This window comes from Citrobacter sp. Cm038, assembly GCF_030333105.1.
GTDB lineage: Bacteria > Pseudomonadota > Gammaproteobacteria > Enterobacterales > Enterobacteriaceae > Citrobacter > Citrobacter murliniae.
The window spans coordinates 843,290-867,964 of record NZ_JAOWGO010000016.1; the positions used below are offsets into that span (position 1 = coordinate 843,290).

Consider the following 24,675-nt stretch of genomic DNA (forward strand, 5'->3'; position numbering starts at 1 on the left):
GCATGATGAGCGTTATTGGAAATATTATTTAATATCAATTAGTTAGATTCAATAAAAATATCCCACTTAGGGGGTATATGAAAATTAACCTCCATTTTTCATCCCTGTCTGCCTTGATCGTTATCAATTCCTACGTGCTTTCAGAGCGTTAACTTCGCAGGCAATCAAGCAATGTCGATTTATCAGAGAGCCGTCAGGCTCCTACAGGAGACAACCGATGAGTAAATTCCTGGACCGGTTTCGCTACTTCAAACAGAAGGGCGAAACCTTTGCCGATGGGCACGGCCAGCTTCTCGATACTAACAGGGACTGGGAGGATGGATACCGCCAGCGTTGGCAGCATGACAAAGTCGTGCGCTCAACCCATGGGGTAAACTGCACCGGTTCATGCAGCTGGAAAATCTACGTGAAGAATGGTCTGGTGACCTGGGAAACTCAGCAAACTGACTACCCGCGTACCCGTCCTGATCTGCCGAACCACGAACCACGCGGCTGCCCGCGCGGTGCGAGCTATTCCTGGTATCTCTACAGCGCTAACCGTCTCAAATATCCGCTGATGCGCAAACGTCTGATGAAGATGTGGCGTGAAGCGAAAAGACTGCACAGCGATCCGGTAGACGCATGGGCATCCATCATTGAAGACGCCGATAAAGCAAAAAGCTTCAAACAAGCGCGTGGTCGTGGTGGGTTTGTCCGTTCTTCCTGGCAGGAAGTGAATGAACTGATTGCGGCTTCCAACGTTTACACGGTCAAAACCTACGGTCCTGACCGTGTCGCTGGTTTCTCTCCGATCCCGGCAATGTCGATGGTTTCTTACGCTTCCGGCGCACGCTACCTGTCCCTGATTGGCGGTACCTGCCTGAGCTTCTACGACTGGTACTGCGACCTGCCGCCTGCGTCTCCACAGACCTGGGGTGAACAGACCGACGTACCTGAATCTGCTGACTGGTACAACTCCAGCTATATCATCGCCTGGGGCTCTAACGTTCCGCAGACCCGTACTCCGGACGCCCACTTCTTCACGGAAGTTCGTTACAAAGGCACCAAAACCGTTGCGATTACGCCGGACTATGCAGAAATCGCCAAGCTGTGCGACTTGTGGCTGGCGCCGAAGCAGGGTACCGATGCCGCGATGGCACTGGCGATGGGCCACGTTATGTTGCGTGAGTTCCACCTCGATAATCCGAGCCAGTATTTTACCGACTACGTGCGTCGTTATACCGACATGCCGATGCTGGTAATGCTTGAAGAGCGTGACGGTTACTATGCTGCGGGCCGTATGCTGCGTGCTGCGGATCTTGTTGATTCTCTGGGTCAGGAAAACAACCCGGAATGGAAAACTGTCGCGATTAATACCAATGGCGATATGGTCGCGCCAAACGGCTCAATCGGTTTCCGTTGGGGCGAAAAAGGCAAATGGAATCTTGAGCAGCGTGACGGCACGTCTGGTGAAGAAACCGAACTGCAGCTCAGCCTGCTGGGTAGTCAGGATGATATCGCTGAAGTTGGTTTCCCGTACTTCGGCGGTGAAGGTACTGAACACTTCAATAAAGTCGAACTGGAAAATGTTCTGCTGCATAAACTGCCGGTGAAACGCCTGCGTCTGGCAGATGGTTCTACTGCACTGGTGACTACCGTTTACGATCTGACCATGGCTAACTACGGTCTGGAACGCGGTCTGAACGATGAAAACTGTGCGACCAGCTACGATGACATCAAAGCGTATACCCCAGCGTGGGCAGAAAAAATCACCGGTGTTTCCCGCTCACAGATCGTCCGTATCGCGCGTGAATTTGCCGATAACGCGGATAAAACGCACGGTCGTTCGATGATTATCGTCGGGGCCGGTCTGAACCACTGGTATCACCTCGACATGAACTATCGCGGCCTGATCAACATGTTGATCTTCTGCGGCTGTGTCGGTCAGAGCGGCGGCGGTTGGGCGCACTACGTGGGCCAGGAAAAACTGCGTCCGCAAACCGGCTGGCAGCCTCTGGCGTTTGCCCTCGACTGGCAGCGTCCAGCGCGTCACATGAACAGCACCTCTTACTTCTATAACCACTCCAGCCAATGGCGCTACGAGTCGGTTACGGCGCAAGAACTGCTGTCACCGCTGGCGGATAAATCCCGTTACACCGGCCATCTGCTGGACTTCAACGTCCGCGCAGAACGTATGGGCTGGCTGCCGTCTGCTCCGCAGTTAGGCACTAACCCACTGCGCATCGCCGATGAAGCGAAGAAAGCGGGTATGACGCCAGTTGATTACACCGTGAAAGCGCTGAAAGAAGGCTCGATTCGTTTCGCGGCAGAGCAGCCGGAAAACGGTAAAAACCATCCGCGTAACCTGTTTATCTGGCGTTCAAACCTGCTGGGTTCTTCCGGTAAAGGCCATGAATATATGCTGAAGTACCTGCTGGGTACCGAGCACGGTATTCAGGGGCTGGATCTGGGCAAACAGGGCGGTGTGAAGCCGGAAGAAGTGGAATGGCAGGATAACGGTCTCGACGGCAAACTGGATCTGGTGGTGACGCTGGACTTCCGTCTGTCAAGCACCTGCCTCTATTCAGACATCGTGCTGCCAACCGCGACCTGGTACGAAAAAGACGACATGAATACCTCGGATATGCATCCGTTTATTCATCCGTTGTCTGCCGCCGTTGACCCGGCATGGGAATCGAAAAGCGACTGGGAAATCTATAAAGCCATCGCGAAGAAATTCTCTGAAGTTTGTGTTGGCCATCTCGGTAAAGAAACTGATGTGGTTACACTGCCTATCCAGCACGACTCTGCCGCCGAACTGGCGCAGCCGCTGGATGTAAAAGACTGGAAGAAAGGCGAATGTGATCTGATACCAGGCGTAACTGCACCGCACATCATGACCGTTGAGCGTGATTATCCGGCCACCTACGAGCGTTTCACCTCTATTGGCCCGCTGATGGATAAAGTCGGTAACGGTGGTAAAGGGATTACCTGGAACACCCAGAGTGAAATGGATCTGCTGCGTAAGCTCAATTACACCAAGGCAGAAGGTCCGGCTAAAGGCCAGCCTATGCTGAATACGGCGATTGATGCGGCAGAGATGATTCTGACACTGGCCCCGGAAACTAACGGCCAGGTAGCCGTCAAAGCATGGGCGGCGCTGAGCGAGTTTACCGGTCGGGACCATACGCACCTGGCGCTCAATAAAGAAGACGAGAAAATCCGCTTCCGTGATATTCAGGCGCAGCCGCGCAAAATTATCTCCAGCCCGACATGGTCTGGCCTGGAAGATGAACACGTTTCTTACAATGCCGGTTATACCAACGTTCATGAGCTGATCCCATGGCGTACGCTGACGGGTCGCCAGCAACTGTATCAGGATCATCAGTGGATGCGTGACTTCGGTGAAAGCCTGCTGGTCTATCGTCCGCCAATCGATACCCGTTCGGTGAAAGAGGTGATGGGTGAGAAATCCAATGGCAACCCGGAAAAAGCGCTCAACTTCCTGACGCCACACCAGAAGTGGGGTATCCACTCCACCTACAGTGACAACCTGCTGATGCTGACTTTAGGCCGCGGTGGTCCGGTTGTATGGATGAGTGAAGAGGATGCCAAAGAGATTGGTATTGAAGACAACGACTGGATTGAAGTCTTCAACAGCAATGGTGCGCTGACTGCTCGTGCTGTAGTAAGCCAGCGTGTCCCTGCCGGGATGACCATGATGTACCACGCACAGGAACGTATCGTTAACCTGCCTGGCTCTGAAATTACCGGTCAACGTGGTGGTATCCATAACTCGGTGACCCGCATTACGCCGAAACCGACCCATATGATTGGCGGTTATGCGCACCTGGCATACGGCTTTAACTACTACGGTACCGTAGGTTCAAACCGTGATGAGTTCGTGGTTGTACGTAAGATGAAGAACATTAACTGGTTGGATGGCGAAGGCAATGACCAGGTACAGGAGAGCGTAAAATGAAAATTCGTTCACAAGTCGGCATGGTGCTGAATCTCGATAAGTGCATCGGCTGTCATACCTGCTCAGTCACCTGTAAAAACGTCTGGACCAGCCGTGAAGGGACCGAGTATGCGTGGTTCAACAATGTTGAAACCAAGCCGGGTACCGGTTTCCCAACTGACTGGGAAAACCAGGAGAAAATGAAAGGCGGTTGGGTTCGTAAGATCAACGGCAAACTGCAGCCGCGTATGGGTAACCGCGCGATGCTTCTGGGTAAAATCTTTGCCAACCCGCACCTGCCGGGCCTGGATGATTACTACGAACCGTTTGATTTCGACTACCAGACGCTGCATAACACGCCAGCTGACAGCAAGGCGCAGCCGATTGCTCGTCCTCGTTCGCTGATCACCGGCAAGCGTATGGATAAAATCACCAAGGGTCCGAACTGGGAAGATGATCTGGGTGGTGAGTTTGAGAAGCTGTCGAAAGACAAAAACTTCGAGAACATGCAGAAGGCGATGTACGGTCAGTTCGAGAACACCTTCATGATGTATCTGCCGCGTCTGTGTGAGCATTGCCTTAACCCGGCGTGCGTGGCGACCTGCCCAAGCGGCGCCATCTACAAGCGTGAAGAAGATGGCATCGTACTGATTGACCAGGATAAGTGCCGTGGCTGGCGTATGTGCATCACAGGTTGTCCGTACAAAAAAATCTACTTCAACTGGAAGAGCGGCAAATCCGAGAAATGCATTTTCTGCTACCCGCGTATCGAAGCTGGTCAGCCGACCATTTGTTCCGAAACATGCGTAGGTCGTATTCGCTACCTCGGCGTGCTGTTGTATGACGCGGACGCGATTGAAAGCGCGGCAAGCACGGAAAACGAGAAAGACCTGTACCAGCGTCAACTGGATGTATTCCTCGATCCGAACGATCCGGCGATCATTGAACAGGCGCTGAAAGATGGCATCCCACTGAGCGTGATTGACGCGGCACAGCAGTCTCCGGTGTACAAAATGGCGATGGACTGGAAATTGGCACTGCCGCTACATCCGGAGTATCGCACATTGCCAATGGTCTGGTATGTGCCGCCATTGTCACCGATTCAGTCAGCGGCTGACGCGGGCGAACTGGGCAGCAATGGCATTCTGCCGGATGTAGACAGCCTGCGTATTCCGGTTCAGTACCTGGCAAACCTGCTGACTGCCGGCGATACCCAGCCGGTGCTGTTGGCACTAAAACGTATGCTGGCGATGCGTCACTACAAACGTGCGGAAACGGTTGACGGTAAAGTCGACACCCGTGCGCTGGAAGAGGTCGGACTGACTGAAGCTCAGGCACAGGAGATGTATCGTTACCTGGCGATTGCTAACTACGAAGATCGTTTCGTCGTGCCGAGCAGCCATCGTGAACTGGCGCGCGAAGCGTTCCCGGAGAAAGGGGGTTGCGGCTTTAGCTTTGGTGATGGTTGTCATGGTTCTGACACAAAATTCAATCTGTTCAACAGCCGCCGCATCGATGCTGTCGATGTGACCAGTAAAACGGAGCCGCACCAATGATTGAACTCGTCATTGTTTCGCGCCTGCTCGAATACCCAGATGCTGCCCTGTGGCAGCATCAGCAGGAACTTTTCGATGCACTCGCATCATCTGAGAACCTGGACAAAGAGGATGCTCAGACCCTGGGCGTCTTCCTGCGTGATTTAACCGCGCAGGATATGCTGGATGTGCAGGCAAGCTACAGCGAGCTGTTCGACCGTGGTCGTGCAACCTCTCTGCTGTTGTTTGAACATGTTCATGGAGAATCCCGCGATCGCGGTCAGGCGATGGTAGACCTGATGGCTCAGTACGAGCAACACGGTTTACAGCTCGACAGCCGCGAACTGCCAGATCATCTTCCGTTATATCTGGAATATCTGGCTCAGTTGCCGAAGGAAGAAGCGTTGGGCGGCTTGCAGGATATCGCACCGATTCTGGCGCTGCTCAGTGCGCGTCTGCAACAGCGCGAGAGCCGCTACGCCGTGCTGTTCGATCTGTTGTTGAAACTGGCTAACGCTGCTATCGACAGCAACAAAGTGGCTGAAAAAATTGCGGATGAAGTTCGTGACGACACTCCGCAGGCGCTGGATGCGGTCTGGGAAGAAGAGCAGGTGAAATTCTTTGCCGACCAGGGGTGCGGCGAATCTGAAATCTCCGCTCACCAGCGTCGTTTTGCCGGGGCCGTTGCGCCGCAGTACCTGAATATCACCACCGGAGGACAGCAATAATGCACTTCCTGAATACGTTCTTCTTTGACATCTATCCGTACATCGCGGGTTCTGTCTTCCTGATTGGTAGTTGGCTGCGTTATGACTACGGTCAGTACACCTGGCGCGCGGCTTCCAGCCAGATGCTGGATCGTAAAGGAATGAACCTGGCGTCAAACCTGTTCCACATCGGGATCCTGGGTATTTTCGCTGGTCACTTCCTTGGTATGCTGACGCCGCACTGGATGTACGAAGCGTGGCTGCCTTTGGAAGTAAAACAAAAGATGGCAATGTTTGCTGGCGGTGCATCCGGTGTGATGTGCCTGGTGGGGGGCGTATTACTGCTTAAACGCCGTCTGTTCAGCCCACGCGTACGCGCAACCACTACTGGCGCGGATATTCTGGTGCTATCTGTCCTGGTTATCCAGTGTGCGTTGGGTCTGCTGACTATCCCATTCTCTGCCCAGCATATGGACGGCAGCGAGATGATGAAGCTGGTGAACTGGGCACAGTCCGTGGTGACTTTCCACGGCGGCGCTTCTCAATATCTGGACGGTGTGGCGTTCATCTTCCGTATGCACCTGGTGCTCGGTATGACGTTGTTCCTGTTGTTCCCGTTCTCGCGTCTGGTGCATATCTGGAGCGTTCCTGTCGAGTATCTGGCGCGTAAATACCAGATTGTGCGCGCACGTCACTAATCCGTTATTTTCGTAAGACAAAACCCTGCTTCGGCGGGGTTTTTTTATAACTGTTTGCAGGATGGTGAATGCAGGCGTTTTTTGTAAGTCTGATAAGCATCGTGCATCAGGCAAATGGTGTGCTCGAATCGAAGCTTCTCATCCTTCCCGCATGGGCAGAATATAGGGGATTGTGATTTGATTGGGTTTAAATGCTACAGGGAAGTGATGGTGGTGGGGGAAGGATTACTCAGCGCTGCGCGCTTCGCCCTTCGGGTCGTTGCCTGCGGCAACGCTTTCTCGCTACGCACGAATCGAATCTTAGTCGAAGATTCTCGTCCTTCCCCAAGGGCAGAACATTAAGCAGCAGTTTTTGAGTTGGTTATTGTGCTTCAGGGAAGTGATGGTGGTGGGGGAAGGATTACTCAGCGCTGCGCGCTTCGCCCTTCGGGTCGTTGCCTGCGACAACGCTTTCTCGCTACGCTCGAATCGAACCTTAGTCGAAGATTCTCGTCCTTCCCCAAGGGCAGAACATTAAGCAGTAGTTTTTGAGTTGGTTATTGTGCTTCAGGGAAGTGATGGTGGTGGGGGAAGGATTCGAACCTTCGAAGTCGATGACGGCAGATTTACAGTCTGCTCCCTTTGGCCGCTCGGGAACCCCACCAGGGGTAATTCAAATTGTAGGACGATACTTTGAAATGGTGGTGGGGGAAGGATTCGAACCTTCGAAGTCGATGACGGCAGATTTACAGTCTGCTCCCTTTGGCCGCTCGGGAACCCCACCACGGGGTAATGCTTGTACTGGCCTGCTTCCGGTGGGAAGCGGGGCGCATCATATCAAATGACGCGCCGCTGTAAAGTATTCCGTTGATAAAAAAGAACTGGTTGCCTGATTTTTACGCGTAAAGATGTAAAGGTAACCAATTTAATTATCAATCGATTACAGAATAATCGTTCGGTTACCGTAGACAAAGACTCGCTGGGCCAGAACCTGATACAAGGCCCGGCTTAAAACATTTTTTTCTACGTCGCGGCCCGCACGCATCATATCTTCTGCGGTATAGGTGTGATCCACATGAATCACGTCCTGCATAATAATTGGACCTTCATCGAGGTTATCATTCACATAGTGAGCCGTTGCACCGATAATTTTAACACCGCGCTCATAAGCCTGATGGTACGGACGTGCACCAATAAAGGCTGGCAGGAACGAGTGGTGAATATTAATGATCTTATTCGGAAAGCGTGAAACAAATTCTGGGGTCAAAACACGCATATATTTCGCCAATACAACATAATCGGGCTGATGTGCGTCGATGGCATCGGCCATTTTCTGATCGTGTTCTTCGCGTGTTAATCCTTCGTGGCTGACCAGCTCAAAGGGAATATCAAAACGCTCAACCAGAGAACGCAGCGTATCGTGGTTGCCAATAACCGCAGCAATTTCAACATCGAGTCCGCCATAATTGGCTTTCATTAACAGGTCACCCAAACAATGTGCTTCCTTGGTGACCAATATAACGATGCGGCGACGTCCTGCCGGCGTTAGTTCGCGAATTGAACCTTCTGGTAAGGCGCTGTCCAGATCGGTCAGTAGCGTGACGTCATTAAAAATACCTTCCAGTTCCGTGCGCATAAAAAAGCGCCCGGTGCGATGGTCAACAAATTCATTGTTTTGCACGATGTTCAGTTCATGCTTGTAACAAATATTGGTGATCCGTGCGATCAAACCTTTCTGATCGGGACAGATAGTGCGAAGAACTTTACGTTGTTGTGAATGCATTGCCGGGGTAATCCTGTTGAGAATGTTTGCATCATTGATGCGCTGTCGGGCATTGGTTAGCCGCAGCACTTTTTAAATTTTTTACCTGACCCGCAAGGGCAGGGGTCGTTTCGGCCTGGTTGAGGGCGCGTACCATCAATATAATACCACTGGCCGTTTTCCTTTAAAAAACGAGATCGCTCGATAATTGCGCCTGTTTTCCCCTGTTCAGAAAAACGCGCAACGAAGCTGACATATCCGACATTGTCTGTGTCTGACGTCGCCTGTTCAAAAATGGTCAGTCCGAGCCATTCGGTATGGGCAAACCCTGCGATAATATCATCCCGATAAGCGGCTGCATTACAGTCCGGGTGCCAGGTTTTAATCAGGTAATCTGCGTCTTTCATCACAAAAGCACAGTAACGAGAACGCATGAGGTGTGACGGCGTAGGTGCTACTTGCGCGCCGGACACATAACGGTAGCAACATAGGCTATACTCGACAGCGCTACCACAGGGACAAAGCTGAGACACAAATTACTCCCTGGAATAAAAAAACGGCGTAAAAACGCCACGGTGGCACTATGTTAACTGAGCCGTGGCGATGTTGCTACGTCTGCAAGCCAGGGGAAGTCTGTAGGTACAATGAGAAAAATTAAAATTGGGCTGGCGCTAGGTTCCGGCGCAGCACGAGGCTGGTCGCACATCGGTGTGATTAAGGCCCTTAAACACATGGGCATTGATATTGATATTGTGGCAGGGTGTTCCATCGGTTCGCTGGTCGGGGCCGCCTACGCTTGCAACAAATTACCCGCCCTTGAGCAGTGGGTCTGCTCATTTAGCTACTGGGATGTGTTACGTCTGATGGATCTCTCGTGGCGCAGGGGGGGATTACTGCGCGGTGAACGGGTATTTAACCAGTATCGTAATGTCATGCCGGTGGAAGCCATCGAACAATGCTCTCGCCGTTTTGCAACTGTTGCGACTAATTTGAGTACTGGCCGGGAGCTATGGTTTACGGAAGGTGACTTGCACCTTGCAGTCCGAGCCTCCTGCAGTATTCCTGGCCTGATGTCTCCGGTTGCACATAATGGCTACTGGTTGGTTGATGGCGCAGTAGTTAACCCCGTGCCAGTCTCTCTCACGCGAGCGATGGGCGCTGATATCGTCATTGCAGTCGATCTGCAACATGATGCGCATCTCATGCAACAAGATCTGCTCTCCTTCAACGTCAGCAATGATACAGAATCGAGTGATGATGAGCTTTCGTGGCATGCTCGCCTGAAAGAGCGGTTGAGTAATATTACTGCGCGACGTGCAGTAACCGCGCCGACGGCGATGGAGATCATGACGACCTCAATTCAGGTTCTGGAAAACCGTCTTAAACGCAACCGCATGGCCGGTGATCCGCCAGATATCCTTATTCAGCCATTTTGTCCGCAAATATCCACGCTGGATTTTCACCGCGCAAGCGCCGCGATTGCTGCCGGGCAGTTAGCGGTAGAGAAGAAAATGGATGAACTTTTGCCCCTGGTGAAGACCAACGTTTAACGCATTTTTTATCAACACTTAAGTAAATTCTGACAGGCGTGAGTAGCAATAGCATGCCACTATTTATTAAAGCCAGTCAGGGGGGAGAATATGACGCAGCCATTGGTCGGAAAACAGATTCTTATTGTTGAAGATGAGCCTGTATTTCGCTCGCTTCTGGATTCATGGTTTTCCTCTTTGGGAGCGACAACGGCTGTAGCAGGCGATGGGCTTGATGCGCTGGAGTTACTTGGACACTTCACACCTGATTTGATGATCTGCGATCTTGCTATGCCGAGAATGAACGGTCTTAAACTGGTCGAATATTTGCGTAATCGCGGCGATCAAACGCCGATTCTGGTTATCTCTGCAACAGAAAATATGGCTGATATTGCCAAAGCGCTGCGACTCGGAGTGGACGATGTACTGCTAAAGCCAGTAAAGGACCTCAACCGCCTGCGTGAAACGGTCTTTGCGTGTCTCTATCCCAACATGTTTAACTCGCGTGTAGAAGAAGAGGAGCGGTTGTTCCGTGACTGGGATGCAATGGTAGATGACCCTGCGGCGGCTGCAAAACTGCTGCAGGAGTTACAGCCTCCGGTTCAGCAAGTTATCTCTCAATGTCGAATTAATTATCGACAACTGGTTGCCGCCGACCAACCGGGGTTGGTGCTTGATATCGCGCCGCTGTCAGACCACGACCTCGCTTTCTATTGTCTGGATGTGACTCGAGCGGGGGACAATGGTGTTTTGGCCGCACTGTTATTGCGTGCATTGTTTAATGGACTGCTGCAGGAACAACTGGCACATCAAAATCAACGGTTGCCGGAACTGGGAACATTATTGAAACAGGTTAACCATCTGCTGCGACAGGCCAACTTACCGGGTCAGTTTCCGTTGCTGGTGGGGTATTATCATAGTGGATTAAAAAATCTGATACTGGTATCCGCGGGTCTGAATGCGACATTAAATACAGGCTCACATCACGTACAAATCAGTAATGGTGTTCCCCTGGGGACATTAGGTAATACTTATCTTAACCAGCTAAGTCAACGCTGTGAGTCCTGGCAGTGCCAAATTTGGGGGGCTGGAGGACGCCTGCGTCTGATGTTGTCTGCGGAATGAACAATCGAATAGGAGGAGAATAAAATTACTTCACCTCCTTGTCTGCGTGAGTGCTACTATCAGCGCCAGATTTATTGGTAATTGTCTTAATTATTCCGACCCGCGTCCTTTTCAGACCTGATGCTTGTCGCGGTACTGATATACTCGGATGCGATACAGATTAATGAACACGTTCAATACATGAACAGTCCAGGAGAGTTTTAAATGGCTGCCCTAAATTCAAAAGTCAAAAAGGCCGTTATCCCGGTAGCGGGATTAGGAACCAGGATGCTACCGGCTACGAAAGCAATCCCGAAAGAGATGCTTCCACTGGTTGATAAGCCATTAATTCAGTACGTCGTAAACGAATGTATTGCTGCGGGTATCACTGAAATTGTGCTGGTGACTCATTCGTCTAAAAATTCAATTGAAAACCACTTCGATACAAGCTTTGAACTTGAAGCTATGCTGGAAAAACGTGTAAAACGTCAGCTTCTCGAAGAGGTTCAATCTATTTGCCCGCCACACGTGACTATTATGCAAGTTCGTCAAGGGCTGGCTAAAGGTCTGGGTCACGCGGTATTGTGCGCGCATCCGGTTGTTGGCGATGAACCCGTTGCGGTCATTCTGCCAGACGTTATTCTTGATGAATACGAATCTGATTTATCCCGCGATAACCTCGCTGAAATGATCCACCGTTTCGATGAAACTGGAAGCAGTCAGATTATGGTGGAACCTGTAGCGGATGTGACGGCTTACGGTGTTGTTGATTGTAAAGGCGTTGAATTAACACCGGGTGAAAGCGTACCGATGGTTGGTGTAGTTGAAAAACCAAAAGCCGATGTTGCACCTTCTAATCTTGCTGTTGTCGGACGTTATGTTCTCAGCGCAGATATCTGGCCTCTGCTGGCAAAAACACCTCCGGGAGCCGGTGATGAAATTCAGTTGACCGATGCCATCGATATGCTGATTGAAAAAGAAACAGTTGAAGCCTACCATATGAAGGGCAAAAGCCATGACTGTGGTAATAAGCTAGGTTATATGCAGGCGTTCGTTGAATATGGTATTCGCCATAATACGCTTGGCGCTGAATTTAAAGCCTGGCTCGAAGACGAGATGGGTATTAAGAAGTAACAGTCCGGTATTAATCAGGACGAAACGGCGCTGTTAATCCAGCGCCGTTTTTTTATACCTAATCCGGGTGGGGGGTTGTACGAAGTACAGATAAAAAAAATCCCGCCACAGGCGGGATTTTAAGCAAACTAATTCTGAATTAATCCTTGATCAGGAAATCGTCCAGTTGTTTACCTTGTTCTTCCATTGCTTTCTTGATCACAGCCGGTGTACGACCCTGACCAGTCCAGGTTTTGGTTTCACCATTTTCGTCTACATAGCTATATTTAGCCGGACGTGCTGCGCGCTTAGCTTTGGTGCCAGATTTAACAGCAGCCATGCTATTCAGCAGTTCGTTAGGGTCAATACCGTCAGCAATCAGCATTTCACGATATTGTTGCAGTTTACGAGTACGCTCTTCAACTTCAGCAGCGGCAGCGCTTTCTTCTTCGCGACGCTCGCTAACGACAACTTCTAATTTTTCCAGCATTTCTTCAAGCGTTTCCAGAGTACATTCTCTTGCCTGCGCACGAAGAGTACGGATGTTGTTCAGAATTTTAAGTGCTTCGCTCATTTTAGTAATCTCAAACTTATATTGGGGTGGTTTGTTGAGCTAATAATAGAGCTATAAATTCAGTTGTGCAATAGCCAGGAATGTAAGGAATTCAAAATTGCGCTTTATTTAGTATCATTATTTATTCTCCAGTCTTAAATTTTACCTGATGAACGGCATAAAAAAGGCTTATTGGTGAGGGGGCTTCTCATCAGGGGAGAGTAAAAATTCAGGATTCAGGTCACATTTTTACCGTGTTGTAATAGTATCTCTTTGCAGCAATTTCAACCTTTTGTATTAGTTTTGCTTACGGAAATTCGCTATTACGAGGTTGTCACAGCGAGAGGCAATAACAATAAGAGCAAGGGTTCTTTATTGATCTGTGACGATAAGTAGCATTGATGAATTTTGTTAGCACTATTTGTGAAAGAGTGTGTATATACTCGTCATACTTCATGTCACTTGCACTTTGGTTGTGCGCATTTACACCATTACACACTTAAGAATGCTCCCGCGAACACTTACTGTACCCACATTATTTAGGGGGAGGAGGGTGATGAGTGTCCGCTCTTTTATACCTTCTGGTGACGACGAACACCGACAAGTTTGCGAGTTATGCTACAATCCTGCGCATATTTATTTCCCCAGGTGAGGGCTTACGGTCAATGGCACAGCTATATTTTTACTATTCTGCAATGAATGCAGGTAAGTCGACTGCATTGCTGCAATCTTCGTACAATTATCAGGAACGCGGTATGCGTGCTGTTGTATATACAGCGGAAATTGATGATCGCTTTGGTGCGGGAAAAGTAAGTTCACGTATAGGACTGTCGTCACCTGCAAAATTGTTTAACCAAAATTCATCATTGTTCGAAGAGATTCGTGCGGAGAATGCGCAGCAAAGAATACATTGTGTGCTGGTGGACGAGTCTCAGTTTTTGACACGACAACAGGTTTATGAATTATCAGAGGTTGTCGATCAGCTCGATATTCCTGTTTTATGTTACGGTTTACGCACCGATTTTCGTGGTGAATTATTTTGTGGCAGCGAATACCTGCTCGCATGGTCAGATAAGCTGGTTGAATTAAAGACCATTTGCTTCTGTGGCCGCAAGGCGAGCATGGTATTACGACTTGATCAGGCTGGGCGACCTTTTAATGAGGGCGAGCAGGTCGTAATAGGCGGGAATGAGCGTTATGTATCGGTATGCCGCAAGCATTATAAAGAAGCGCAGTCTGAAGGCTCTTTAACGGCCATTCAGGAACGACACAACCACAATTAATCCCTCAAACGCTCATAAGCGCTGATACACCCTGGGTAGGTCTATTGGTCTACCCTGACCATACTCTCTCTTCTGACGCCGTTCTTGCCTTCTATGTACGATTTTCTGTTAGTGCCATTGACCTACAATGTCTGATGCCAGAACCGTTTGAATTTGTAAGATTCAGACGAAAAAAAACGGTCCCATCGGGACCGTTTATGGTGATGCTAAAACTTATGCGTGGGAATTAAGCGGATTTTTTCGCTTTTTTCTCAGCTTTTGGCGCAGCAGTTACTTCTGTTTTAGCGACAGTTTCACCTTCGTTGTATTCACGACCGTAGTAAGTATCCATCAGGATCTGTTTCAGTTCAGAAATCAGCGGATAACGCGGGTTAGCACCGGTACACTGGTCATCAAACGCATCTTCAGACAGTTTGTCAACGTGTGCCAGGAAGTCAGCTTCCTGAACGCCAGCTTCACGGATAGACTTAGGAATACCCAGCTCAGCTTTGATTTCTTCCAGCCATGCCAGCAGTTTCTGGATTTTTGCTGCCGTACGGTCGCCCGGAGCACTCAGACCCAGATGATCTGCGATTTCAGCGTAGCGACGACGTGCCTGAGGGCGGTCGTATTGGCTGAATGCAGTCTGCTTAGTTGGGTTGTCGTTCGCGTTATAGCGGATAACGTTGCTGATCAACAGGGCGTTCGCCAGACCGTGAGGAATGTGGAACTGAGAACCCAATTTGTGCGCCATTGAGTGACATACGCCCAGGAAGGCGTTAGCAAACGCGATACCGGCAATAGTCGCTGCACTGTGTACACGTTCACGTGCTACCGGGTTCTTAGAACCTTCATGGTAGGACGCTGGCAGGTTTTCTTTCAGCAGTTTCAGCGCTTGCAGAGCCTGGCCATCGGAGAATTCAGAAGCCAGCACGGAAACGTAAGCTTCCAGAGCGTGAGTTACAGCATCCAGACCACCGAAAGCACACAGAGACTTCGGCATATCCATCACCAGGTTGGCGTCGACAATCGCCATATCCGGGGTCAGAGCGTAATCTGCCAGCGGATATTTCTGACCGGTTGCATCGTCGGTAACAACCGCAAACGGCGTTACTTCAGAACCCGTACCGGAAGTGGTAGTGACAGCGATCATTTTCGCTTTCACACCCATTTTCGGGAACTTGTAGATACGTTTACGAATATCCATAAAGCGCAGCGCCAGTTCTTCGAAGTGGGTTTCCGGATGTTCGTACATTACCCACATGATCTTCGCGGCGTCCATCGGGGAACCACCACCCAGCGCAATGATAACGTCTGGTTTGAAGGAGTTAGCCAGCTCAGCGCCTTTGCGAACAACGGTCAGAGTCGGGTCAGCTTCAACTTCAAAGAACACTTCAGTTTCAACGCCAGCAGCTTTCAGAACGGAGGTGATCTGATCAGCGTAACCGTTGTTGAACAGGAAGCGGTCGGTCACGATCAGAGCACGTTTGTGACCATCGGTAATCACTTCATCCAGTGCGATTGGCAGTGAGCCACGACGGAAGTAGATAGATTTCGGAAGTTTGTGCCACAACATGTTTTCAGCTCGCTTAGCAACGGTTTTCTTGTTGATCAGGTGCTTAGGACCAACGTTTTCAGAGATGGAGTTACCACCCCAGGAACCACAACCCAGAGTCAGGGAAGGCGCGAGTTTAAAGTTGTACAGGTCACCGATACCACCCTGAGAAGCAGGGGTGTTAATCAGGATACGCGCGGTTTTCATCATCTGACCGAAGTGAGCAACGCGTTCTGGCTGGTTGTCCTGGTCAGTGTACAGGCACGAGGTGTGACCGATACCGCCCATTGCAACCAATTTTTCTGCTTTCTCAACAGCGTCTTCGAAGTCTTTAGCACGGTACATTGCCAGCGTTGGTGACAGTTTCTCGTGTGCAAACGGTTCGCTTTCATCAACAACTTTAACTTCACCAATCAGAATCTTGGTGGTAGTCGGTACTGAGAAACCTGCCAGCTCAGCAATTTTGTACGCCGGTTGACCAACGATAGCAGCATTCAGCGCGCCATTTTTCAGGATAACATCCTGAACAGCTTTCAGCTCTTTGCCCTGCAGCATGTAGCCGCCGTGGCTGGCGAAACGTTCGCGAACAGCGTCATAGACAGAATCAACAACCACAACGGACTGCTCGGAAGCACAGATTACGCCGTTATCGAAGGTTTTGGACATCAGTACAGATGCAACAGCACGTTTGATATCAGCCGTTTCATCGATAACAACAGGAGTGTTACCTGCGCCTACGCCGATTGCCGGTTTACCAGAGCTGTATGCTGCTTTAACCATGCCTGGACCACCGGTCGCAAGGATCAGGTTGATGTCCGGGTGATGCATCAGGGCGTTAGACAGTTCAACGGAAGGTTGATCGATCCAGCCGATCAGATCTTTCGGTGCACCAGCAGCGATAGCAGCCTGCAGAACAATATCAGCTGCTTTGTTGGTTGCATCTTTAGCACGTGGGTGCGGAGAAAAGATGATGGCGTTACGGGTCTTCAGGCTGATCAGCGATTTGAAGATAGCGGTAGAAGTCGGGTTAGTAGTTGGTACGATACCGCAGATAATGCCGATAGGTTCAGCAATAGTGATAGTACCGAAGGTGTGGTCTTCAGCTAAGACACCACAGGTTTTTTCATCTTTATAAGCGTTATAGATGTATTCGGAAGCAAAGTGGTTTTTAATCACTTTATCTTCGACGATACCCATGCCGGATTCGGCAACGGCCATCTTCGCGAGAGGGATTCGAGCATCTGCGGCAGCCAGAGCGGCGGCGCGGAAGATTTTGTCGACTTGTTCTTGAGTGAAACTGGCATATTCACGCTGGGCTTTTTTTACGCGCTCTACAAGTGCGTTAAGTTCAGCGACATTAGTAACAGCCATAATGCTCTCCTGATAATGTTAAACTTTTTTAGTAAATCATCTGCTCGATACGAGAGTATAGACAGATCGACGAAAATTTGTGTAACGTTTTGAAAATCAAACGGTTAATTAACGTCCATTTACATTGATTTACTAAAAGAGCTTATACGCTAGCGTCATTTAACTCTAACGCGTTACCTCCAGGTGGCGTAAGCAAGGTTACTCACTTCTGAGTAGTAATTGCGTGATCTGGATCAAAATTACGCAAAGCTGACACCTTTCAGCAGGCCCTTTTAGCGTTTATCGGTAAGTGTTAATAAATTGATGTGATGGATGGGTGTAACATTATCATATTTAATACATATTAATAACACTGAGTAATGGTAGCGTGTTTACACACATATACACAGATAGAAGGTGAACTATGCTGCTAAAAGGCGTATCTTCAGCGCGGTTTTAATCAATTTTTATGACTCATTTTTATCCGGCTAACGCTTCGGAGCTAACCGTGATCCAAACGCTATTTGATTTTCCTGTTTATTTTAAATTTTTCATTGGGTTATTTGCGTTGGTCAACCCCGTAGGGATCATCCCTGTTTTCATCAGCATGACCAGCTACCAAACCGCTGCGGCGCGTAATAAAACAAACCTCACGGCGAACCTGTCAGTTGCTATCATCCTGTGGACCTCTTTGTTCCTTGGTGACGGTATTCTACAACTCTTCGGTATTTCGATTGATTCGTTCAGGATTGCCGGTGGGATTCTGGTTGTCACCATTGCGATGTCGATGATCAGCGGAAAACTCGGGGAAGATAAGCAAAACAAACAGGAAAAATCAGAGACCGCCATACGTGAAAGTATCGGTGTTGTCCCGCTGGCATTGCCGTTGATGGCGGGGCCGGGGGCGATAAGTTCAACCATCGTCTGGGGAACTCGTTATCACAGTGCAATAAACCTGTTCGGTTTCTTTGTAGCAATTGCGTTGTTTGCCTTGTGTTGTTGGGGACTTTTCCGCATGGCACCCTGGCTGGTTCGCCTGCTGGGGCAAACAGGTATCAACGTCATTACGCGAATTATGGGGTTATTGCTTATGGCATTGGGTATCGAATTCATTGTCACCGGGATCAAATCCATCTTCCCTGGCTTGCTTGCCTGACGAGTTTGTTTACCGCAAACGGAGCTGATTCCAGCTCCGTTTCTTTTCATTATTAGTAAAACCTCTCACTAAAGTTGAAAACCAGCACTGGAATGATTGAAGCGGCTGGTTGCGTATATTTACATTATGTATTGATTTTAAAGATAATTATTTTAAAGGCATTACGGTTGAGCTGCGGAGTCATTGTTATTTTATTAACATCATACTCTGGGGCTTGCTGTAGGATTATCGAAATGTTATTAGTTATTTCAGCATCTATTTTAGATGAATGTGCTAATTAATAACCAATTGTTAATTTTATGTACATTTTGACGTCAAGCAGAGACCGGACAGGGTTGTTTACTGCGAATTTGACGTATCTAGTTGATTTTGTTGTTTTTATTACAAGCTCTCTCTTTTGTTGAGACTCTGTTTAGTACGATTTATTTTCGATAAAAGAGAATTGGTTAACAAATCTGTAAAATGTATTGGCGGTTAAGAAACGCATTTGGTACTTTCCGGCCAGGTATTTTGCAGAAGATTTCACGTTGATGAGAATAATTTTCAATTAGTTTCTCACAGCAAAAGTAGTAGCGTGCTTCCGGCAGGGGAGGTACGTAGATAATCGACGCAAGGCGGTCGTACGAATCGCCAGAATAAATAAAGTCGGTGATAGCGAGCAGTAAACAATAAACCACCTGACGGCAGAAAATCTCCGGTGCTGTACAGGAATCCTAACAGGATTAACAGTCTGGTTATAAAACCAGCCATAATAATGAGGGAGTACAAACACAATGTCTAACATCACAAAAAAAAGTTTAGTAGCTGCGGGGATCCTAACTGCGCTAATAGCCGGGAATGTTGCTACGGCGGCAGTTGTGCCAGCTGGTGTTCAGCTTGCTGAAAAACAGACGCTGGTGCGTAATAATGGCTCGGAAGTTCAGTCACTCGATCCACATAAAATCGAAGGTGTACCGGAATCCAACATTAACCGTGACTTATTCGAAGGTTTATTAATCAGTGACGTTGATGGCAAACCATCACCAGGCGTGGCTGAGAAATGGGAAAATAAAGATTTTAAAGTCTGGACATTCCATCTGCGTAAAGACGCAAAATGGTCTGACGGAACACCTGTTACTGCACAAGATTTCGTCTATAGCTGGCAGCGTCTGGCCAATCCGAATACCGCATCACCGTATGCCAGTTATTTGCAGTACGGTCATATTGTCAATATTGATGATATTATCGCCGGTAAAAAGCCGGTAACAGACCTCGGTGTAAAAGCGGTTGATGACCATACCTTTGAAGTGACCCTTAGTGAACCAGTTCCTTATTTTTATAAACTGCTTGTTCACTCTTCCGTTTCACCAGTCCCTAAAGCCGTTGTTGAAAAATTTGGTGATAAATGGACCCAGCCAGCTAACATCGTTTCTAACGGGTCATACAAACTGAAAGATTGGGTAGTTAACGAACGCATTGTGCTTGAGCGTAATACCAACTACTGGGACAACGATAAAACGGTTATTAACCAGGTAACCTACCTGCCTATTTCCTCTGAAGTCACTGACGTTAACCGCTATCGCAGTGGTGAAATCGACATGACCTATAACAACATGCCGATTGAGTTATTCCAGAAGCTGAAAAAAGAGATCCCGAACGAAGTTCACGTTGATCCGTATCTGTGTACCTACTATTACGAAATTAACAACCAGAAAGCACCGTTCAACGATGTTCGTGTTCGTACCGCACTGAAGCTGGCGCTGGATCGTGACATTATCGTCAACAAAGTAAAAAACCAGGGCGATCTACCGGCTTATAGCTTTACACCGCCATATACCGATGGCGCGAAACTGGTTGAACCAGAGTGGTTCAAATGGTCACAGGAAAAACGTAACGAAGAAGCTAAAAAACTGCTGGCTGAAGCAGGCTTCACTGCTGAAAAACCACTGACCTTCGATCTGCTGTATAACACCTCTGATCTGCATAAGAAACTGGCTATCGCTGCGGCATCTATCTGGAAGAAAAATCTGGGCGCAAACGTGAAGCTGGAAAACCAGGAGTGGAAGACCTTCCTCGATACGCGTCATCAGGGCAACTATGATGTTTCGCGTGCAGGCTGGTGTGCGGATTACAACGAGCCGACCTCTTTCCTGAATATGGTGCTGTCTGACAGCTCCAACAACACCGTCCACTATAAGAGCCCTGCATTTGACAAGCTGATTGCAGATACTCTGAAAGCTACGGATGAAGCGCAGCGTAGTGAGCTGTATTCGAAAGCAGAACAGCAGCTTGATGCCGACTCTGCGATTGTACCGGTTTATTACTATGTTAACGCCCGCCTGGTGAAACCATGGGTAGGCGGATACTCCGGTAAAGACCCGATGGATAATATCCACGTTAAAGACTTGTATATTATCAAGCATTAATGGCAAGACGTGGGGCAATCTTTTTTTGCCCCACAGTGTCTTTTTTCATTGAACTATAAACACCTCTTTGCCATGACGTTTGGGTGAAAGAGGTGTAAAGGCACACGCCAGAAGGTACGGGCAATGTTGAAATTTATATTACGCCGCTGTCTGGAAGCGATTCCGACGCTGTTTATTCTTATTACGATTTCATTCTTTATGATGCGCCTTGCACCGGGAAGTCCTTTCACCGGGGAGCGCGCGCTGCCGCCAGAAGTTCTGGCGAATATTGAAGCTAAATACCATCTTAATGACCCGATCTCGACACAGTACTTCAGCTACCTGAAGCAACTGGCGCATGGTGATTTTGGACCCTCATTTAAATATAAAGACTACACGGTTAATGACCTGGTCGCTTCAAGCTTTCCGGTTTCTGCGAAGTTGGGTGCTGCCGCCTTTATTCTCGCGGTTGTTATCGGGGTGAGTGCCGGTGTGATTGCCGCATTGAAGCAAAATACCCGCTGGGATTACACGGTAATGGGGGTAGCGATGACCGGGGTGGTGATCCCCAGTTTCGTTGTTGCTCCCTTATTAGTCATGATATTTGCGATAACGCTGAAATGGTTACCCGGCGGAGGCTGGAACGGTGGGGCGCTGAAATTCATGATCCTGCCGATGGTGGCGTTATCACTCGCTTATATCGCCAGTATCGCCCGTATTACTCGCGGCTCGATGATTGAAGTGTTGCACTCTAACTTTATTCGTACTGCGCGAGCCAAAGGGCTGCCGATGCGACGCATTATTTTCCGCCACGCATTAAAACCCGCGCTGTTGCCCGTACTGTCCTATATGGGCCCGGCATTCGTCGGTATTATTACCGGTTCAATGGTTATTGAAACTATTTATGGCTTACCAGGTATTGGACAGTTGTTCGTGAATGGCGCGCTGAACCGCGATTACTCGCTGGTATTGAGTCTGACCATCCTGGTGGGGGCGCTGACCATCGTGTTTAATGCGATTGTCGATGTGCTGTATGCCGTTATCGACCCGAAAATTCGTTACTGATACTGGAGCTCGCTATGATGTTAAGTAAGAAAAACAGCGAGACACTGGAGAATTTCAGTGAAAAGCTGGAGGTCGAAGGTCGCAGCCTTTGGCAGGATGCTCGTCGACGCTTTATGCATAACCGCGCGGCGGTGGCAAGCCTGATAGTGCTGGTCATCATTGCGCTCTTTGTAACGCTGGCGCCTATGTTGTCGCAGTTTACCTACTTCGATACCGACTGGGGAATGATGTCCAGCGCGCCGGATACAGAGTCCGGACACTATTTCGGTACTGACTCATCAGGACGCGATCTGCTGGTGCGTGTGGCGATTGGCGGGCGTATCTCGCTGATGGTTGGGATTGCTGCGGCGCTGGTGGCGGTGATTGTGGGCACGTTGTACGGGTCGCTGTCGGGTTATCTGGGCGGCAAAATTGACTCTGTAATGATGCGTCTGCTGGAAATTCTCAACTCCTTCCCGTTTATGTTCTTCGTGATTTTGTTGGTCACCTTCTTTGGACAGAATATCCTGCTAATTTTTGTGGCGATTGGGATGGTATCCTGGTTGGATATGGCACGTATCGTGCGTGGCCAAACCCTGAGTCTGAAGCGCAAGGAGTTTATCGAAGCGGCGCAGGTGGGTGGGGTGTCGACCGTGCGTATCGTTATCCGTCACATTGTGCCGAACGTGTTGGGTGTGGTGGTGGTTTACGCTTCGCTACTGGTACCAAGCATGATCCTGTTTGAATCCTTCCTGAGCTTTCTCGGCTTAGGTACTCAGGAACCGTTAAGCAGTTGGGGCGCACTACTAAGCGATGGCGCTAACTCGATGGAAGTCTCTCCGTGGCTGCTGTTGTTCCCGGCAGGTTTCCTGGTGGTCACTTTGTTCTGTTTCAACTTTATTGGCGATGGCTTGCGTGATGCCCTCGATCCGAAAGACCGTTAAGGAGTGCTGCCATGAGCGTAATTGAAACCTCAACCGTGCCGCTCGCGCAACAACAGGCTAACGCACTGCTGGACGTTAAAGACCTTCGCGTGACGTTTGAAACCCCTGATGGTGACGTAACTGCGGTAAACGATTTGAACTTCACGCTGCGTGCCGGTGAAACGCTGGGCATTGTGGGAGAGTCTGGTTCAGGGAAATCACAAACGGCGTTTGCCCTGATGGGATTGCTGGCGGCGAATGGCCGCATTGGTGGCTCTGCAACATTTAACGGGCGTGAAATTCTGAATTTACCCGAGCGCGAGCTGAACAAACTGCGTGCCGAGCAAATTTCGATGATCTTTCAGGACCCGATGACCTCTCTGAATCCGTATATGCGGGTCGGGGAGCAGTTAATGGAAGTTCTGATGCTACACAAAGGCATGAGTAAAGCGGAAGCCTTTGAAGAATCCGTCAGAATGCTGGACGCGGTAAAAATGCCGGAAGCACGCAAGCGCATGAAAATGTATCCGCATGAATTCTCCGGCGGGATGCGCCAGCGTGTGATGATTGCCATGGCGCTGCTCTGTAGGCCAAAGCTACTGATAGCTGATGAGCCGACTACTGCGCTGGATGTGACGGTTCAGGCACAAATAATGACGCTACTGAATGAGCTTAAAAGTGAATTCAATACCGCGATCATTATGATCACCCACGACCTGGGCGTGGTCGCGGGTATCTGCGACAAGGTTCTGGTGATGTATGCCGGGCGTACCATGGAATATGGCAGCGCGCGCGATGTCTTTTATAAGCCCGTTCATCCGTATTCTATCGGCTTGCTCAATGCGGTGCCGCGCCTGGATGCTGAAGGCGAAGAGATGCTGACTATCCCGGGCAATCCACCAAACTTGTTGCGTTTGCCAAAAGGGTGTCCGTTCCAGCCACGTTGTCCGCATGCTATGGAAATTTGTAGCAGTGCTCCGCCACTGGAAGAGTTTAGTCCGGGCCGTCTGCGCGCCTGCTTTAAACCGGTGGAGGAACTGGTATGACAGCGGTTACTGAACAACGTAAAGTGCTCCTCGAAATAGCCGACCTCAAAGTCCATTTCGATATCAAAGACGGTAAACAGTGGTTTTGGCAGCCATCGAAAACCCTGAAGGCAGTTGATGGCGTAACCCTGCGACTGTATGAAGGTGAAACGTTAGGCGTAGTGGGTGAGTCCGGTTGTGGTAAATCGACGTTTGCGCGGGCGATTATCGGCCTGGTGAAAGCCACCGATGGCAAGGTTGCCTGGCTGGGTAAAGATCTGCTGGGTATGAAGCCTGATGAGTGGCGGGAAGTACGCAGCGACATTCAGATGATTTTCCAGGATCCGCTGGCATCATTAAATCCGCGTATGACCATTGGCGAAATTATTGCCGAACCGCTACGAACTTATCATCCTGGTTTGCCTGGTCAGGAAGTTCGCGATCGCGTGAAGGCTATGATGATGAAGGTCGGTTTGCTGCCAAACCTGATTAACCGTTACCCGCATGAGTTTTCGGGCGGACAATGCCAGCGTATCGGTATTGCTCGCGCACTTATCCTTGAGCCGAAGCTGATTATTTGCGATGAACCGGTTTCCGCGTTGGACGTGTCAATTCAGGCGCAGGTGGTAAACCTGCTGCAACAGCTACAGCGTGAAATGGGATTGTCGTTAATCTTTATTGCCCACGATTTGGCAGTGGTTAAACACATTTCCGATCGCGTGCTGGTGATGTATCTGGGGCATGCGGTGGAATTAGGCACTTATGATGAGGTGTACCATAATCCGCTGCATCCTTACACCAAAGCCCTGATGTCGGCGGTGCCAATTCCCGACCCTGATCTGGAAAGGAACAAGACTATCCAGTTGCTGGAAGGCGAACTGCCGTCACCGATTAATCCTCCGTCAGGTTGCGTGTTCCGCACGCGCTGCCCGATTGCCGGACCTGAATGTGCGAAAACGCGGCCGGTTCTTGAGGGGAGTTTCCGCCATGCGGTTTCCTGCCTGAAAGTAGACCCGCTATAATCGAGAGGGCTGACAAAAGTCAGCCCTTCTTTCA

At 49.5% G+C, this 24,675-nt stretch carries 18 protein-coding genes, 2 tRNA genes and 2 other RNA genes; 14 read left to right on the forward strand and 8 right to left on the reverse strand.

Going from position 1 to position 24,675, the window contains the following annotated elements:
- Positions 1 to 217: 217 nt before the first annotated feature.
- Genes OGY01_RS06400 through narI form a run of 4 tightly spaced genes read left to right on the forward strand, consistent with a single transcriptional unit; the run spans position 218 to position 6,880 of the window.
- Positions 218 to 3,961, forward strand: a complete 3,744-nt coding sequence (locus OGY01_RS06400) for a nitrate reductase subunit alpha (protein WP_286492675.1) — start codon at positions 218 to 220, stop codon at positions 3,959 to 3,961.
- Positions 3,958 to 5,496 carry a nitrate reductase subunit beta gene (gene narH, locus OGY01_RS06405; RefSeq protein ID WP_045443641.1) on the forward strand — a complete coding sequence of 513 codons (1,539 nt, stop codon included), beginning with the start codon at positions 3,958 to 3,960 and terminating at the stop codon, positions 5,494 to 5,496. The genes OGY01_RS06400 and narH overlap by 4 nt, the downstream gene beginning before the upstream one ends.
- Positions 5,493 to 6,203 (forward strand): nitrate reductase molybdenum cofactor assembly chaperone, encoded by a 711-nt coding sequence (narJ, locus tag OGY01_RS06410; protein ID WP_045443637.1) that lies wholly within the window; start codon positions 5,493 to 5,495, stop codon positions 6,201 to 6,203. Before narH ends, narJ begins: the two co-directional genes overlap by 4 nt.
- On the forward strand, positions 6,203 to 6,880 hold the full coding sequence (narI, locus tag OGY01_RS06415; RefSeq protein WP_286492677.1) for a respiratory nitrate reductase subunit gamma: 678 nt from the start codon (positions 6,203 to 6,205) through the stop codon (positions 6,878 to 6,880). Before narJ ends, narI begins: the two co-directional genes overlap by 1 nt.
- A 208-nt stretch (positions 6,881 to 7,088) precedes the next feature.
- Here the strand turns inward: narI and OGY01_RS06420 are convergent.
- The 6 genes from OGY01_RS06420 to OGY01_RS06445 form a co-directional block, all read right to left on the reverse strand.
- A non-coding RNA gene (locus OGY01_RS06420) (RtT sRNA) lies at positions 7,089 to 7,219 on the reverse strand.
- A 44-nt stretch (positions 7,220 to 7,263) separates the two neighbouring features.
- Positions 7,264 to 7,394: non-coding RNA, RtT sRNA (locus tag OGY01_RS06425), on the reverse strand.
- A gap of 44 nt (positions 7,395 to 7,438) precedes the next feature.
- A tRNA-Tyr gene (locus OGY01_RS06430) sits at positions 7,439 to 7,523 on the reverse strand.
- 35 nt (positions 7,524 to 7,558) lie between these two features.
- Positions 7,559 to 7,643 (reverse strand) — tRNA-Tyr (locus OGY01_RS06435).
- 156 nt (positions 7,644 to 7,799) lie between these two features.
- Positions 7,800 to 8,642 (reverse strand): formyltetrahydrofolate deformylase, encoded by an 843-nt coding sequence (gene purU, locus OGY01_RS06440; RefSeq protein WP_045443630.1) that lies wholly within the window; start codon positions 8,640 to 8,642, stop codon positions 7,800 to 7,802.
- A 56-nt stretch (positions 8,643 to 8,698) separates the two neighbouring features.
- On the reverse strand, positions 8,699 to 9,154 hold the full coding sequence (locus tag OGY01_RS06445; protein ID WP_045443627.1) for a YchJ family protein: 456 nt from the start codon (positions 9,152 to 9,154) through the stop codon (positions 8,699 to 8,701).
- Between the two features lie 111 nt (positions 9,155 to 9,265).
- Between OGY01_RS06445 and rssA the strand changes: the two genes are divergently transcribed.
- The 3 genes from rssA (at position 9,266) to galU (ending at position 12,388) form a co-directional block, all read left to right on the forward strand.
- Positions 9,266 to 10,171, forward strand: a complete 906-nt coding sequence (gene rssA / locus OGY01_RS06450) for a patatin-like phospholipase RssA (RefSeq protein WP_045443623.1) — start codon at positions 9,266 to 9,268, stop codon at positions 10,169 to 10,171.
- Positions 10,172 to 10,261: 90 nt separating this feature from the next.
- Positions 10,262 to 11,275, forward strand: coding sequence for a two-component system response regulator RssB (rssB, locus tag OGY01_RS06455; protein ID WP_045443620.1), 1,014 nt, complete (start codon positions 10,262 to 10,264; stop codon positions 11,273 to 11,275).
- Between the two features lie 204 nt (positions 11,276 to 11,479).
- On the forward strand, positions 11,480 to 12,388 hold the full coding sequence (gene galU / locus OGY01_RS06460) for a UTP--glucose-1-phosphate uridylyltransferase GalU (RefSeq protein ID WP_045443617.1): 909 nt from the start codon (positions 11,480 to 11,482) through the stop codon (positions 12,386 to 12,388).
- Positions 12,389 to 12,527: 139 nt separating this feature from the next.
- Here the strand turns inward: galU and hns are convergent, their stop codons facing one another.
- Entirely contained in the window at positions 12,528 to 12,941 is a 414-nt protein-coding gene (gene hns, locus OGY01_RS06465; RefSeq protein ID WP_006684280.1) for a histone-like nucleoid-structuring protein H-NS, read from the reverse strand.
- Between the two features lie 644 nt (positions 12,942 to 13,585).
- On the opposite strand from hns, the gene tdk reads away from it, so the two are divergent.
- On the forward strand, positions 13,586 to 14,203 hold the full coding sequence (gene tdk / locus OGY01_RS06470) for a thymidine kinase (RefSeq protein ID WP_286492826.1): 618 nt from the start codon (positions 13,586 to 13,588) through the stop codon (positions 14,201 to 14,203).
- Positions 14,204 to 14,429: 226 nt separating this feature from the next.
- Here the strand turns inward: tdk and adhE are convergent, their stop codons facing one another.
- Complete coding sequence (gene adhE, locus OGY01_RS06475; protein ID WP_045443611.1) at positions 14,430 to 17,108, reverse strand: bifunctional acetaldehyde-CoA/alcohol dehydrogenase; 2,679 nt, start codon at positions 17,106 to 17,108, stop codon at positions 14,430 to 14,432.
- A 487-nt stretch (positions 17,109 to 17,595) separates the two neighbouring features.
- Here adhE and ychE point away from each other — a divergent pair, with 487 nt between their 5' ends.
- The 6 genes from ychE to oppF all read left to right on the forward strand — a co-directional run bounded on the left by ychE (position 17,596) and on the right by oppF (position 24,641).
- Positions 17,596 to 18,243 (forward strand): NAAT family transporter YchE, encoded by a 648-nt coding sequence (gene ychE, locus OGY01_RS06480; protein WP_003020714.1) that lies wholly within the window; start codon positions 17,596 to 17,598, stop codon positions 18,241 to 18,243.
- A 773-nt stretch (positions 18,244 to 19,016) separates the two neighbouring features.
- Complete coding sequence (gene oppA / locus OGY01_RS06485) at positions 19,017 to 20,648, forward strand: oligopeptide ABC transporter substrate-binding protein OppA (RefSeq protein WP_048221368.1); 1,632 nt, start codon at positions 19,017 to 19,019, stop codon at positions 20,646 to 20,648.
- Positions 20,649 to 20,771: 123 nt separating this feature from the next.
- Positions 20,772 to 21,692, forward strand: a complete 921-nt coding sequence (gene oppB / locus OGY01_RS06490) for an oligopeptide ABC transporter permease OppB (protein ID WP_005126405.1) — start codon at positions 20,772 to 20,774, stop codon at positions 21,690 to 21,692.
- Positions 21,693 to 21,706: 14 nt separating this feature from the next.
- Positions 21,707 to 22,615: an oligopeptide ABC transporter permease OppC gene (gene oppC / locus OGY01_RS06495; RefSeq protein ID WP_045443607.1), complete on the forward strand. Its 909-nt coding sequence runs from the start codon at positions 21,707 to 21,709 to the stop codon at positions 22,613 to 22,615.
- An 11-nt stretch (positions 22,616 to 22,626) separates the two neighbouring features.
- Positions 22,627 to 23,640, forward strand: a complete 1,014-nt coding sequence (gene oppD, locus OGY01_RS06500) for a murein tripeptide/oligopeptide ABC transporter ATP-binding protein OppD (protein WP_048221369.1) — start codon at positions 22,627 to 22,629, stop codon at positions 23,638 to 23,640.
- Entirely contained in the window at positions 23,637 to 24,641 is a 1,005-nt protein-coding gene (oppF, locus tag OGY01_RS06505) for a murein tripeptide/oligopeptide ABC transporter ATP-binding protein OppF (protein WP_045443601.1), read from the forward strand. Before oppD ends, oppF begins: the two co-directional genes overlap by 4 nt.
- Positions 24,642 to 24,675: the final 34 nt, after the last annotated feature.